At 58.8% G+C, this 14,694-nt stretch carries 12 protein-coding genes; 10 read left to right on the top strand and 2 right to left on the bottom strand.

Features of this window, described 5'->3' with window-relative positions; translation table 11 throughout:
* Positions 1 to 183 precede the first annotated feature (183 nt).
* From pgi to PMI18_RS12655, 5 genes are all read left to right on the top strand, one after another.
* Complete coding sequence (gene pgi / locus PMI18_RS12635) at positions 184 to 1,848, top strand: glucose-6-phosphate isomerase (RefSeq protein ID WP_007901989.1); 1,665 nt, start codon at positions 184 to 186, stop codon at positions 1,846 to 1,848.
* A 186-nt stretch (positions 1,849 to 2,034) separates the two neighbouring features.
* On the top strand, positions 2,035 to 3,972 hold the full coding sequence (acs, locus tag PMI18_RS12640) for an acetate--CoA ligase (protein ID WP_007901984.1): 1,938 nt from the start codon (positions 2,035 to 2,037) through the stop codon (positions 3,970 to 3,972).
* Positions 3,973 to 4,128: 156 nt separating this feature from the next.
* Positions 4,129 to 5,145 carry a class I SAM-dependent rRNA methyltransferase gene (locus PMI18_RS12645; protein WP_007901980.1) on the top strand — a complete coding sequence of 339 codons (1,017 nt, stop codon included), beginning with the start codon at positions 4,129 to 4,131 and terminating at the stop codon, positions 5,143 to 5,145.
* A gap of 61 nt (positions 5,146 to 5,206) precedes the next feature.
* Positions 5,207 to 8,194 (top strand): DUF748 domain-containing protein, encoded by a 2,988-nt coding sequence (locus PMI18_RS12650; RefSeq protein WP_007901979.1) that lies wholly within the window; start codon positions 5,207 to 5,209, stop codon positions 8,192 to 8,194.
* Entirely contained in the window at positions 8,194 to 8,490 is a 297-nt protein-coding gene (locus tag PMI18_RS12655; RefSeq protein WP_007901974.1) for a DUF2845 domain-containing protein, read from the top strand. The genes PMI18_RS12650 and PMI18_RS12655 overlap by 1 nt, the downstream gene beginning before the upstream one ends.
* A gap of 275 nt (positions 8,491 to 8,765) precedes the next feature.
* Here PMI18_RS12655 and PMI18_RS12660 read toward each other — a convergent pair whose 3' ends face one another.
* Positions 8,766 to 9,122 (bottom strand): BON domain-containing protein, encoded by a 357-nt coding sequence (locus PMI18_RS12660; protein WP_007901973.1) that lies wholly within the window; start codon positions 9,120 to 9,122, stop codon positions 8,766 to 8,768.
* A gap of 316 nt (positions 9,123 to 9,438) precedes the next feature.
* Positions 9,439 to 9,849 (bottom strand): pilin, encoded by a 411-nt coding sequence (locus PMI18_RS12665; RefSeq protein WP_007901972.1) that lies wholly within the window; start codon positions 9,847 to 9,849, stop codon positions 9,439 to 9,441.
* 226 nt (positions 9,850 to 10,075) lie between these two features.
* On the opposite strand from PMI18_RS12665, the gene pilB reads away from it, so the two are divergent.
* The 5 genes from pilB to yacG are packed head-to-tail and all read left to right on the top strand — an operon-like array spanning position 10,076 to position 14,687.
* The gene (gene pilB / locus PMI18_RS12670) at positions 10,076 to 11,776 is read left to right on the top strand and encodes a type IV-A pilus assembly ATPase PilB (RefSeq protein WP_007901971.1); all 1,701 of its coding nucleotides are present in this window, start codon (positions 10,076 to 10,078) and stop codon (positions 11,774 to 11,776) included.
* 2 nt (positions 11,777 to 11,778) lie between these two features.
* Positions 11,779 to 12,996, top strand: coding sequence for a type II secretion system F family protein (locus PMI18_RS12675; RefSeq protein WP_007901970.1), 1,218 nt, complete (start codon positions 11,779 to 11,781; stop codon positions 12,994 to 12,996).
* A gap of 1 nt (position 12,997) precedes the next feature.
* Positions 12,998 to 13,870, top strand: a complete 873-nt coding sequence (locus PMI18_RS12680; RefSeq protein ID WP_007901969.1) for a prepilin peptidase — start codon at positions 12,998 to 13,000, stop codon at positions 13,868 to 13,870.
* Positions 13,867 to 14,490: a dephospho-CoA kinase gene (gene coaE / locus PMI18_RS12685; RefSeq protein ID WP_007901968.1), complete on the top strand. Its 624-nt coding sequence runs from the start codon at positions 13,867 to 13,869 to the stop codon at positions 14,488 to 14,490. Before PMI18_RS12680 ends, coaE begins: the two co-directional genes overlap by 4 nt.
* On the top strand, positions 14,487 to 14,687 hold the full coding sequence (gene yacG / locus PMI18_RS12690; protein ID WP_007901967.1) for a DNA gyrase inhibitor YacG: 201 nt from the start codon (positions 14,487 to 14,489) through the stop codon (positions 14,685 to 14,687). The genes coaE and yacG overlap by 4 nt, the downstream gene beginning before the upstream one ends.
* Positions 14,688 to 14,694: the final 7 nt, after the last annotated feature.

Here is a 14,694-nt window from a genome sequence, read left to right as displayed (position 1 = left end):
TAAATGTTAAAAAAGTACCGGGAGCAGGTCAGACAAAGTCAAGACAGATTGCAGCGCGAGGTTTACTGTATTCGCCCTGCGCCATGAAATCGTGTCGACGCAGTTGACCGGACGCCCACCCACAGCGCCTCCGGGATTTTTAGTGTTCAAAAGGCCGTTCAAGTAAAAAGGAAAACCGCAGCGATGGCGTACTACCGCACTCCTCACGACGTTACCGCTCTGCCCGCCTGGCAAGCGTTGAATGACCACCGCCAAGCCATGCAGGATTTCAGCATGCGCGAAGCCTTTAATGCCGATCCGCAGCGCTTTACTCAATTCACCCTTAGCAGCTGCGGCCTGTTTCTCGACTACTCGAAAAACCTGATCAACGCCCAGACCCGCAATCTGCTGGTGGGCCTGGCCAACGAAGTCGACCTCAAAGGCGCGATCAAAGCGCTGTTCGATGGCGAAATCGTCAACTCTTCCGAAGGCCGCCCCGCGCTGCACACCGCACTGCGCCGCCCGGTGGGCGACAAGCTGTCGGTCAACGGCGTCAACGTGATGCCCGATGTACACAAGGTGTTGAACCAGATCACCGACCTCGTGGGCCGTATCCACGACGGTTTGTGGCGCGGTTACACCGAGAAGCCGATCACTGACGTGGTCAACATCGGCATCGGTGGCTCGTTCCTCGGCCCTGAACTGGTGTCCGAAGCGCTGCTGTCCTACGCCCAGAAAGGCGTGCGCTGCCATTACCTGGCGAACATCGACGGCAGTGAATTCCACGAACTGACCATGAAGCTGCGCGCCGAGACCACGCTGTTTATCGTCTCGTCGAAATCCTTCAACACCCTCGAAACCCTGAAAAACGCCCAGGCCGCACGCGCCTGGTACTTGGCTCAGGGTGGTTCGGAAGCCGAGCTGTACCGTCACTTCATCGCCGTATCCAGCAACAATGCTGCTGCGGTGGCGTTCGGTATTCGCGAAGAAAACATCTTCCCGATGTGGGATTGGGTCGGCGGCCGTTACTCGCTGTGGTCGGCTATCGGTTTGCCGATTGCTCTGGCCATCGGCATGTCGAACTTCAAGGAGTTGCTGTCCGGTGCCTACACCATGGACCAGCACTTCCAGAGCGCGCCATTCGAACAGAACATGCCAGTGCTGCTGGCGTTGCTCGGCGTCTGGTACGGCAACTTCTGGGGCGCGCAAAGCCACGCGATCCTGCCGTACGACCACTACCTGCGCAACATCACCAAACACTTGCAACAGCTGGACATGGAATCCAACGGCAAGAGCGTGCGCCAGGACGGTACGCCAGTGTCCACCGATACCGGCCCGGTGATCTGGGGCGGCGTCGGCTGCAACGGTCAGCACGCTTATCACCAGTTGCTGCACCAAGGCACTCAGCTGATTCCGGCTGATTTTATCGTGCCGATCGTCAGCTTCAATCCGGTGTCCGACCACCACCAGTGGCTGTACGCCAACTGCCTGTCGCAAAGCCAGGCGCTGATGCTGGGCAAGACCTTGGGCGAGGCCGAAGCCGAACTGCGCGACAAGGGCTTGAGCGAAGAGGAAGTACAAAAAGTCGCGCCGCACAAGGTGATCCCGGGCAACCGTCCGAGCAACACCCTGGTGGTCGAACGTATCAGCCCGCGTCGTCTCGGCGCACTGGTGGCGATGTACGAACATAAAGTCTTCGTGCAAAGCGTGGTCTGGGGCATCAACGCCTTCGACCAGTGGGGCGTGGAACTGGGCAAGGAACTGGGCAAAGGTGTCTATAACCGCCTGGTCGGCAGCGAAGAAACCCCGGCTGACGATGCCTCCACCCAAGGCCTGATCAACTACTTCCGCGGTCGTCACCGCGGGTGATTTGACACCTGTTCTGTAGGAGCGAAGCTTGCTCGCGAAGAACGATGACTCTGTGTACTTGATGCACCGAGGCGTCTGCTTCGCGAGCAAGCTCTGCTCCTACAGGTTGTGTCTGCTTTCGGTATTGAACCCTTCCCCCACTCGGCGCATCTTTATTACTTGTCGTAACAAGAATAAGGAACCGTCATGTTCGATATCAGCACGTTCCCCAAAGCCGATGCCGTCCGCCGGGCTGCACAGTTAAGTCAAGACGACTACCAACGCCTGTACCGCCAATCCATCGAGCACCCCAGCACCTTCTGGGCCGAACAGGCCACACGCTTTCTCGACTGGAGCGCACCGTGGCAAACCGTCCAGCGTTACGATCTGAAAACCGGTGAAGCGAGCTGGTTCGCTGGTGGACAGTTAAACGTCAGTTACAACTGCATTGACCGTCACCTGGAAAAACGCGGCGATCAAATCGCGATCATCTGGGAAGGCGATGACCCCGCCGAATCCGCCCAGATCACCTACAAAAAACTCCATCACAACGTCTGCCGACTGGCCAACGTGCTCAAAGGCCGTGGCGTGAAGAAAGGCGACCGCGTGTGCATCTACATGCCGATGATCCCCGAAGCCGCCTACGCCATGCTCGCCTGCGCGCGGATCGGTGCGATTCATTCGGTGGTGTTCGGCGGCTTCTCCCCGGACTCGTTGCGTGACCGGATCCTCGACGCCGATTGCCGCACCGTAATCACTGCCGACGAAGGCGTGCGCGGCGGTAAATTCGTGCCGCTCAAACAGAACGTCGACACCGCGCTGCAAAGCTGCCCCGACGTGAACACCGTGATCGTGGTCGAACGCACCCAAGGCCGGGTTAACTGGGTCGACGATCGGGACATCTGGTACCACCAGGCTTTGCGCGACGTCAGCGATGACTGCCCGCCAGAGCCGATGGACGCCGAAGACCCGCTGTTCATCCTCTATACCTCCGGCAGCACCGGTAAACCCAAAGGCGTGCTGCACACCACTGGCGGCTATCTGCTGCAAGCGGCCATGACCTTCAAGTACGTGCTCGACTATCGCGACGGTGAAGTCTTCTGGTGCACCGCCGATGTCGGCTGGGTCACCGGCCATAGCTACATTGTCTACGGACCACTGGCCAACGGGGCGACCACGCTGATCTTCGAAGGCGTGCCGAGCTACCCCAGCACCTCGCGCTTCTGGCAGGTGATCGACAAGCACCATGTGAACATCTTCTACACCGCCCCGACTGCCCTGCGTGCACTGATGCGTGAAGGCCCCGAGCCGTTGAAGGAAACGTCCCGCGAGAGCCTGCGGTTACTCGGCACCGTCGGCGAGCCGATCAATCCGGAAGCCTGGGAGTGGTATTTCAATACAGTCGGCGAGCAGCGCTGCCCGATTGTCGATACCTGGTGGCAGACCGAAACCGGCGGCATCATGCTCAGCCCGCTGGTCAGCACCCAACGGATCAAACCCGGTTGCGCCACCCAACCGATGTTCGGCGTGCAACCGGTATTGCTCGACGAACACGGCAAGGAAATCAAAGGTGCCGGCAGCGGCATATTGGCCATCAAGTCCAGTTGGCCGGCGCAGATCCGCAGCGTCTACGGCGACCCGAAACGGATGATCGAAACCTACTTCAAGCCCTACCCCGGCTACTACTTCACCGGCGATGGCGCGCGTCGTGACGAGGACGGCGATTATTGGATCACCGGGCGCATCGACGACGTGATCAACGTCTCCGGGCACCGCATCGGCACGGCCGAAGTGGAAAGCGCGCTGGTGCTGCACGACAGCATCGCCGAGGCTGCCGTGGTCGGTTATCCCCATGACGTCAAAGGCCAGGGCATCTATGCCTTCGTCACGCCCATGAATGGCACCGAACCCAATGACGAACTGAAGAAACAATTGCTCGCGCATGTCAGCAAGGAAATTGGCAGCTTCGCCAAACCGGACTTGATCCAATGGGCGCCGGCCCTGCCGAAAACCCGTTCGGGCAAAATCATGCGACGAATTCTGCGCAAGATCGCCTGCAATGAACTGGACAGCCTGGGCGACACCTCCACCCTCGCCGACCCGAGCGTGGTGCAAGGGCTGATCGATCAACGCCTGAACCTGTAGGAGCGAGGCTTGCCCGCGAAAGCGGTGTGTCAGGCGACATTGATGTTGACTGTCCCGCCGTCTTCGCGGGCAAGCCTCGCTCCAACAGGTACAGGTTCTTTATCGTCCAAGCTGTTAAACTCCCGCGCCCTAATTCCCTCCTGCAAGGCGCCCAGCATGTCTTCCTTGAATCAGGCGCTGTGCGCCGCCCTTGATCGTCGCCAGGACTTGCTCGCCGAGCTGCATCAGCAAGACACCGATTGCTATCGCCTGTTCCACGGCAGCCAGGAAGGCGCCGGCGGCCTGACCATCGACCGCTACGGCCCGCAACTGTTGGTGCAAAGCTTTCATCAGGCGCTGGAGCGTGACGCCCTGCTGCAACTGCACGAGACCGTCAATCAACAGCTGGGCCTCGACACCCTGCTGGTCTACAACGACCGTTCCCGTGGCAACTCGCGCATCGACCGCGAAGACACCGTCTACCGCGCCGACGAAGCCGCCCTGCAAGACTTGATCGGTCACGAATGGGGACTGAACTACCGGGTTCGCGGGCGCCACGCCGGCCAGGATCCGTTGCTGTTTCTCGACCTGCGCAACGCTCGCGGCTGGGTCAAGGCGCACAGCAAAAACAAAAGTGTGCTGAACCTGTTTGCCTACACCTGTGGCGTCGGCCTCAGCGCCGCGGCGGGTGGTGCGAGCGAGGTGTGCAACCTGGACTTTGCCGAAGGCAATCTGGCGGTCGGCCGCGAGAACGGTCTGCTCAACCCGCAATTGCCGACGATGGAATTCATCCAGTCCGATTATTTCCCGGCGATTCGTCAATTGGCCGGCCTGCCGATCAGTCAGCGTCGCGGGCAGAAACTGCCGAGCTATCAACGTCTGGACCCGCGTCAGTACGATCTGGTGCTGCTCGATCCTCCGGCCTGGGCCAAGAGTGCCTTCGGCACGGTCGACCTGTTGCGTGACTACCAGAGCCTGCTCAAACCGGCGCTGCTGACCACCGCCGATGATGGCGTGCTGATCTGCTGCAACAACCTGGCGAAGGTCAGCATGGACGATTGGCGCGAGCAGGTTTTGCGCTGCGCAGAGAAGGCCGGGCGCCCGGTGCGTGAGTGGACAGCGCTGACACCGGGTAGTGATTTCCCGTCGATGGACCAGCAGCCACCGCTGAAAACGCTGATCCTGCAGCTCTGAAAATCCACGCCGATGATCAGATAAATCCTATTAAGCGTGGTAGCTTCGGAACCGCAAACGCATGCCATACTCCAAGGCACTCCGATTCCGACAGATGAAGCCGCACATGCCCAAAGGATTGATTCGCGCTATCGGCGCCTTGTTGACTGCCCTGGCTCTTTATAGCCTGCTGGGGTTTCTGATTTTACCGGGCATCGCGTTGCGGATTGCCAATCAACAATTGGCCAACTACGCCACGACACCCGCGACGATTCAGCGAATCGAACTCAACCCGTTCAGCCTTGAAGTCACCCTTTGGGGCTTGGTCATCGGCGAGCCGGGCAAGGAGCAAGTGGGCTTCGAACGCCTGTACGCCAACCTGCAGATCGACAGTCTTTGGACCAAGGCATTGCACCTGTCCGATATTGAACTGGACAAACCCAAGACTGAAATCCTCTTCAGTAAGGACGGCAAGCTCAACCTGCTCGGTCTGTTCAAAATCCCCGCCAGCGAACCGACCCCGGTCGATCCGGACGCCAAACCCTTTCCGCTGCGCGTGGAGCGAATCAAACTGGCCAGCGGCTCCTTGCATTTCGAGGATGCACGGCCCAGCGAACCCATCGAATTCCTCTACGACAAACTCGACTTCGAACTGAAAAACCTCAGCACCCTGCCCGAAGACAGCGCCGACATGACGTTGGTGGCCGTCGGCCCGGCAGGTGGACAGATCGACTGGACCGGTAACTTCAGCCTGATCCCGATCGCCTCCGAAGGTAAGCTGAAAATCACCGACGGCAAGATGAAATCCTTTTGGCCCTACGTACGCGATGCTGTGCCACTCGCACTCGAAGATGGCGTCGTCAGCCTCAGCACCGACTACAAACTCAACCTGGCCAAGGAAACCGAACTGCTGCTGAGCAACGTTGCCGTCAGCGTCGCACCTTTCTCCATCAAGACACCGGACGGTCGACCGCTGGCGAAGCTCGAGCGGCTGGACATCAGCGAAACCACCGTGGATCTGGCCAAACAGCAAGTGGTGGTCGGCAAGATCCGCAGTCAGAAACTGGAAACCTGGGCCGCCCTCGAAGCCGACGGGCAACTCGATTGGCAAAAACTGTTCGCCAGTCAGCCGTCCAAAGCGGCCAACAAAGCCAATGCCGAGCCAGCCAGCACACCGGCAGCAGCCGATTCGCCGAAGCCTGAACCGACCGCGCCGAGCAAACCCTGGCAGGTGCTGCTCAAAGACGTGCAGCTACGCGATTATCAGGTGCACCTGGCCGACCGCAAGGCACAACCGGCGGTGGCGCTGGAGCTGGGTCCGCTGAACCTGGACCTGCAAAATTTCGACAGCCTCAATGGCTCACCTTTCAACCTCAAGCTCGACACCGGCGTGGGCAAGCAAGGCAAGATCACCGCGGACGGCGTGGTCAATCTGGCCCCGATCAACGCCAAACTGAACGTGCAGACCAAGGACATCGACCTGCGTGTCGCCCAGTCCTACATCAACCCGTTTATTCGTCTCGAACTGCGCAGCGGCATGCTGGGCAGTGATCTGGCGGTCGACCTGAAAAGCACCGAGCCGCTGGCGTTCAGCGTCACAGGCAAAGCCCAGGTCGATCAACTGCATACCCTCGACACCCTGAAAACCCGCGACTTCCTCAAGTGGCAACAGGTGGTACTCGAAGGCCTGAACTATCAGCATGGCGACAGCTTGTCGATCGACAAGATCAACCTGTTCCAGCCCTATGCACGCTTCATGATCAACGATGACCGCACCACCAACATCGATGACCTGCTGATCCCGCAACCGGCCGATGCCGGCGCAAAAACCGTCGCTGCCAAACCGGCAGCCGGAAAAGACAAACCGTTGGGCATCCACATTGGCGGCATTGCCATCAATGACGGTTCGGCAAACTTCGCCGACTTCAGCCTGACCCCGAACTTCGCCACAGCCGTTCAACAGCTCAACGGAAAAATCGGCACCATTGACAGCCGGCAGGCAAAACCGGCCAGTGTTGACGTCAAAGGCAAGGTCGACCGCTATGCGCCGGTGACCATCAAGGGTTCGGTCAACCCGTTCGACCCGATGGCCAGCCTGGACATCGCCACCAGTTTCAAACGGGTGGAACTGACGACGTTGACGCCCTACTCCGGCAAGTTCGCCGGTTACCGTATCCGCAAGGGCCGACTCAATCTCGACCTGCATTACAAGATCACCAACGGCCAGCTCCTGGCCGAAAACAAAGTGGTGGTCGAGCAGCTGCAACTGGGTGAAAAGGTCGACAGCCCGGACGCTGTGAGCCTGCCGTTGAAGCTGGCGATTGCCTTGCTCAAGGATGTCGACGGCAAGATTTCCATCGAGCTGCCAGTGAGCGGCGACCTGAACAACCCGCAGTTCAGTGTCATGCCGATTATCTGGCAGACCCTGCGCAACCTGATCGTGAAAGCCGCCGCAGCGCCATTCAAAATGATTGGCGGTCTGGTCAGCGGCGGTGGCTCGGAAGATTTGGGCAGCGTGGCATTTGCACCGGGTTCCAGTGACTTGAGCAAAGACGCCGAAGCGGCGCTGGTCAAATTGTCCCAGGCGCTCAAGGAACGTCCGGCCCTGCGCCTGGAAATCGAAGGCACCGCCGCCAAGAGCAGCGATGGCCCGCTGATTGCCGAGCAACGCCTGGAGCGGGAATACCAGTACAACTACTACAAAATGCTCCAGCGTCGCGGTGACAAGGTGCCGGCCCAGGCCTCATTGCTGCAAGTGCCGGACAGCGAGAAAGGCCCGCTGCTCGAAGGGATCTACCGCACACGCCTGAAGACCCAGCCGCCCGCCGAATGGAAGGACTTGGGCAAGGAAGAACGCAGCAAAAAAATGCGTGAAGACGTGATTGGCTTCTGGAGCTCCAGCGAGGTGCTGTTGCGTCAACTGGGGCAAGAACGGGCCAGCAGCATCAAGGATTATCTGGTGGACAAGGGTCAATTGGCCGATGACCGCGTGTACTTCATCGATGCCAGCCTCGGTGAGGCAGAAAGCGATGGCCACGTTATCACGCCCATGCATCTGGATGCCGAGTGATGGGCGCACGTTGGCTTCTGAGCGTGGCTCTGATGCTGATTGCCGGCCAGGCAGCGGCAGCCGATACCTTGCGTTGCGGCAGTCAATTGATCAGCGTCGGGGACAGGTCCGGCGAAGTGCTGCAAAAATGCGGAGAACCCGTTGCCCGCGACTTGTTGGGCTATAAACGCAGCGCCAATCGGCGGGAAGAGTTTCAGGTCGAGGAATGGACCTACGGCCCCAACAGCGGGATGTACCAGTACCTGCGCTTTGAAGGCAACCGGTTGGTTCGAATCACCAGCAAGCGTGGTAATTGAACAATCGAGCTTGCCCCACGTCCCTAATGTAGGAGCCAGGCTTGCCGGCGAACCAGCCGCCTCGGTCCATCAGGGATACCGCGTAATCGTTCTTCGCGGGCAAGCCTCGCTCCTACAAGTGATGCGTTGCTGCAAATAGAACAGGCCCCGACACGAATGCCGGGGCCTGTAATGGCCACATCCTTGTGGCCTTCGCATGAACTCTCAAGTAGCGGCAGACGTATGACTCGGCCCGTCTACCGCACCTTCTCCCGGTCCAGGCGAGAAGCCTTGTCTTACTCGGATTTCAGGCCATCAGCGGATACCGCTTTGACGCCTTTGATTTTCTTGGCGATAGCCACGGCGGTTGTTTTCTGAGCATCTGTCAGTACGGTCATGGAAGACAGGGAGACAACGCCTTTGTTGGTTTCGACTTTAATGTCGGTGCCTGGGATGCCTTTTTCGGTTACCAGGTCTGCTTTGACTTTGGTTGTGATCCAGGTATCGGAAACATCCTCTTTCGCTTCAGTGACTTCACCGGCGGCCAGCATCATGGGTGCCTGAGTCGCTTGGGTGGTCTGTGCGAATGCAGCGTTGGCCATGGTCAGGGTCAGCGCGGTAGCAGTAGCGGCAGCGATAGCGAACTTCTTCATACGAGTAACTCCTGTATTTCTGGAAAGTCTGCTGCGTGTCTTGTCAGCAGGGTTACTAGAGAGAGTGCGAACGCTGTGCCAACTGTCAGATTAAAAATAAATAGATATAAATCAATAAGTTAGTCAATACTGCGATTTTCGAAATCATGCAAATTGCATGACTGCGGAATTATCTACATGCAACTTGCGGGTTTTAGCGCAGGCCTAAGGCCATGATTTGTCGGGGGTTTCTTGATTATTCGAACAACCCGGAAAATGACGAGCAAAAAAATGCCCCGCGTCGTGAAACGCGGGGCATTTGAAGGATGAAAACGGATCAGGCGCCAGTGCAGCCTTTAGGCGCGTATTCCTGTGCCGCCGTGGTGGCGCATGTCCAGCCACCGGCGAGCGTACGCGAAAGCGTAATGGTCTTGCTCAGCACCGGCCCTGGAGCATTGAGGATCGTGCAGCCAATACTGCCCACACCGGTAGAGGAGGTACCCGATGCCGTAATAGTGCAGTTACCTGTAGTCGCCGTGCCGCCAATCAGAGCAAGGGTGGGGTCAGTGCCTTGGTTCATGATGTCTTCGAAAGGCACCTTCAGCGCCGAGATCTCTGCAAGAGCAGCGGTGACCTTCGCCCGCGCCTGGTACTTCGAATACTGCGGCAACGCAAACGTCGCCAGAATCCCGATGATCGCCACCACGATCAGCAGCTCGATCAGAGTAAAACCATTTTGATTTTTCATAGACAGGCTCCATGCATGAGTCGAAATCTCATGATCTGAACAAGGCACAGCACAGGTCATGCCAAGCCGCGCGCGCCCCTGCCTGCGGGGCGAGAGATCGCGCTAAAGACCTTTCCTACTCCAAGGATCCGCACTATCTGACACTTTTTGTCACCTCACTCCGGCTGGTTTGGTTCCACTGCTTGACTAGGCTATAAGTCATTAACTGTCTGGCGTCGGTATCCCAATGAATGACATTGCCCTTAGCGGTCTGGCCAAGCAATTGGTGCTGGCCGAGCTGATCACTGACCAAAGTGCGCAAGAGGCGTATCAGCAAGCCCAGCGCAATCGAATCTCGCTGGTCAGCTATCTGGTGCAAAACAAACTACTGAAGAGCTGGCAAGTCGCCGAAGTGGCCTCGGAGCATTTCGGTATGGCCTTGCTGGACCTCAATTGCCTGGACAAGGACACCCAGCCTCGAGGGCTGGTCAGCGAGAAGCTGATCCGCCAGCATCACGCCCTGCCCCTCTGGCGGCGTGGGAACAAGCTGTTCGTGGGGATTTGCGACCCGACCAATCATCAAGCCATCAACGACATCCAGTTCAGCACCGGGCTGAGCACCGAAGCCATTCTGGTGGAGGAAGACAAGCTCAGCGACGCCATCGAAAAATTCTTCGACAACCACTCCACCGGTCTGGAAGACATGGCCGATGTCGACCTCGACGGGTTGGACATCGAGTCGGTCGATGAGCAGAAACAGGATGCCCTCGTGGGGCAAGATGCCGATGATGCCCCCGTGGTTCGCTTCGTCCACAAGATGCTGCTCGACGCGATCAAGAGCGGTTCTTCCGACTTGCATTTCGAGCCCTATGAAAAAATCTACCGCGTGCGGATGCGCACCGATGGCATGCTGCGGGAGGTCGCCAGGCCGCCGACACAACTGGCCAACCGCATTGCTTCGCGGCTGAAGGTCATGGCCAGTCTCGACATCTCCGAACGGCGCAAACCCCAGGACGGGCGAATCAAGATGCGCCTGTCCAAAAGCAAGTCCATCGATTTCCGGGTCAACATCCTGCCAACCCTGTGGGGCGAGAAGGTGGTGATCCGGATCCTCGACCCGTCCAGTGCCCAAATGGGCATCGATGCCCTCGGCTACGAACCCGACCAGAAAGACCTGTACATGGCCGCCCTCAAGCAACCACAGGGAATGATCCTGGTAACTGGCCCCACCGGCTCGGGCAAGACCGTATCGCTCTATACCGGGCTGAACATCCTCAACACCGTCGACATCAATATTTCCACTGCCGAAGACCCGGTAGAAATCAACATCGAAGGCATCAACCAGGTCAATGTCAATCCCAGGCAAGGACTGGATTTCGCCCAGGCGCTGCGCTCGTTTCTGCGTCAGGACCCGGACGTGATCATGGTCGGTGAAATCCGCGATCTCGAAACCGCCGAAATCGCCATCAAGGCCGCCCAGACCGGGCACATGGTGCTTTCCACCCTGCACACCAACAGCGCCGCGCAAACCCTGACCCGCTTGCACAACATGGGGATTCAGGGGTTCAACATCGCGACCTCGGTCAGCCTGATCATCGCCCAGCGCCTGGCGCGCAAACTGTGCAGTCATTGCAAAAAGCCCATCGAGATTCCCCGCGAGGCGCTGATCAAAGAAGGCTTTCCCCAGGAACGCATCGGCTCGTTCACGATCTATGAACCGGTCGGTTGCGATCAGTGCAACAACGGTTACAAAGGGCGAGTAGGGATTTATGAAGTGGTAAAGAACACCCCAGAACTGCAACGGCTGATCATGGCCGAAGGCAATTCACTGGAAATCGACATCCAGATGCGTAAGGACGGCTTCAACGACCTGCGTACTTCGGGCCTGCTCAAGGCCATGCAAGGCATCACCAGCCTTGAAGAAATCAACCGGGTCACGAAGGACTGAACATGGCGGCCAAAGCAGCGAAAATCAGCGTATATGCCTGGGAAGGCACGGACAAGAAGGGCTCAAAAATGACCGGTGAGTTGACCGGCCAGAATCCCGCGCTGATCAAGGCCCAGTTGCGCAAGCAAGGGATCAACCCGGGCAAGGTGCGGAAAAAAACCGCGTCCATTTTTAGTGCAGGCAAACGCATCAAGCCCCTGGACATTGCCCTGTTCACCCGGCAGATGGCGACCATGATGAAAGCCGGCGTACCACTGCTGCAATCGTTCGACATTATCGGTGAGGGCTTCGATAACCCGAACATGCGCAAGCTGGTGGACGAAGTGAAACAGGAAGTCGCGGCCGGCAACAGCTTCGCCGCAGCCCTGCGTAAAAAGCCCCAATATTTCGATGAGCTGTACTGCAACCTGGTGGATGCCGGCGAACAGGCCGGCGCCCTGGATACCCTGCTGGAACGGGTGGCGACCTACAAGGAAAAGAGCGAAAGCCTCAAGGCCAAGATCAAGAAAGCCATGACCTACCCGCTGGCGGTAGTGTTCGTCGCGATCATTGTGACCGGGATTCTGCTGGTCAAGGTTGTGCCGCAATTCGAGTCGGTGTTCTCGGGGTTTGGCGCCGAGCTGCCGGCCTTCACCGTGATGGTCATCGGCTTGTCGGAATTCATGCAGGCCTGGTGGTGGATGATGCTCGGCATGCTGGGTGCGGCGATCTTCGGCGTACGTCATGCCTTTAAAAAGTCCCCGGGTTTCCGGGACCGGATGGACACCTGGCTGCTGAAACTGCCGTTGGTTGGCGCGCTCATGTACAAGTCCGCCGTGGCCCGTTACGCCCGCACCTTGTCGACGACGTTTGCCGCCGGGGTGCCACTGGTCGAAGCCCTGGATTCAGTGGCGGGCGCGACCGGCAACATCGTGTTCAAGCGAGCGGTATTACGCATCAAGCAGGATGTTTCCACCGGCATGCAGCTGAATTTTGCCATGCGCACCTCCGGCATCTTTCCGAACATGGCAATCCAGATGACGGCCATCGGCGAAGAGTCTGGCGCACTGGACGACATGCTCGACAAGGTCGCGAGCTTCTATGAGGACGAGGTGGATAACATGGTCGATAACCTGACCAGTCTGATGGAGCCTTTCATCATGGTGGTGCTGGGGGTTATCGTCGGCGGCCTGGTGGTTGCGATGTACCTGCCCATCTTCCAACTCGGCTCAGCGATCTGATATGTCCTTGAACGAATTTTTGAGTCTCAACCCGCTGGCCTTCACGATCACCGCATGGGTGATCGGCTTGGTAATCGGCAGTTTTCTCAACGTGGTGGTCTGGCGCCTGCCGAAAATGCTTGAGCGTGAATGGCGCCTGCAGGCCCATGACGTACTGGATTTGCCACCCGAAGCCCCTGGCCCGGCTTACAACCTGATACTGCCTCACTCCGAGTGCCCCGACTGTGGCCATCGGATTCGAGCGTGGGAAAACATTCCCGTGCTCAGTTATCTGTTTTTACGTGGGCGATGCTCGAACTGCGCGACGCCGATCAGCAAACGTTACCCGCTGACCGAACTGGCCTGCGGCGTGCTGTCGGCGTTCGTCGCCTGGCATTTCGGTTTCGGCTGGCAGGCCTGCATGGTGCTGGTCCTGAGCTGGGGCCTGTTGGCGATGAGCCTGATCGACGCCGAACACCAGCTGTTGCCAGACGTGCTGGTGCTGCCGTTGATATGGCTGGGGTTGATCGTCAACAGTTTCGGGCTCTTCGTCTCACTGCATGACGCGCTCTGGGGCGCGGTGGCCGGCTACATGGCGCTGTGGACGGTGTTCTGGCTGTTCAAGCTGATCACCGGCAAGGACGGCATCGGCTACGGTGACTTCAAGCTCTTGGCGATGCTCGGCGCCTGGGGTGGCTGGCAGATCCTGCCGCTGACCATCCTGCTTTCATCGCTGCTGGGCGCCGTCATCGGGGTGATTTTGCTGCGCCTGCGGGATGCGAAAACCTCGACTCCGCTGCCCTTTGGCCCCTATCTGGCTATTGCCGGCTGGATTGCCTTGCTCTGGGGTGGTCAAATAACCGGCTTCTATTGGCAGTTTGTCGGTTTGAAATGAATACCCCTGTGGAAAAACCCTGGATTCTCGGCCTGACCGGCGGCATCGGCAGCGGCAAAAGCGCGGCCGCCCAGCACTTCATCGATCTGGGCGTGCATGTGGTAGACGCCGATCATGCGGCTCGCTGGGTGGTCGAACCCGGTCGCCCGGCACTGGCGAAGATCGCCGAGCACTTTGGCCCCGGCGTGCTGCAAGCCGATGGGCAACTGGATCGTGCGGCGCTGCGCAAGCTGATCTTCGAAGTGCCGGATGAACGCCGCTGGCTCGAAGCGCTGCTGCATCCGCTGATCGCCGAAGAAATCACCCACCATCTGGCCAAGGCACAATCGCCTTACGCGATTCTGGTTTCGCCGCTGCTGATCGAGTCCGGGCAGTACACCATGACCCAACGGGTTTTGGTGATCGATGCCCCGGAACAGTTACAGATCGAACGCACCTTGCAGCGTGACCAGACCAGCGAACAGCAGGTCCAGGCGATCCTCAAGGCCCAGTCCAGCCGACAGGACCGCGTGAACCATGCCGACGATGTGGTGGTCAACGACCGCGACCTCGCCTGGCTGCACAGCGAGGTCGAACGCCTGCATCACTTTTACCTTACTTTGCGTGGAGGCCAGTCATGAGCCAAACCCCAACCGTCGATTGCCCAACCTGCGGCGCCCCTGTCGAATGGAGCCCCGAAAGCAAGTTCCGGCCATTCTGTTCAGACCGTTGCAAACTGATCGACCTGGGCGCCTGGGCGTCGGAAGAACACAAGATCCCGATGCCTCCCGATGCCGAGGACGAGATGTTCAGCGGCGACTTCGACCCGCGCCACTGATCCCGCC

Origin of the sequence: Pseudomonas sp. GM102, assembly GCF_000282555.1 — a bacterium.
In the GTDB taxonomy this organism is placed as follows: domain Bacteria; phylum Pseudomonadota; class Gammaproteobacteria; order Pseudomonadales; family Pseudomonadaceae; genus Aquipseudomonas.
This window is presented reverse-complemented; position numbering and strand designations above follow the sequence as displayed.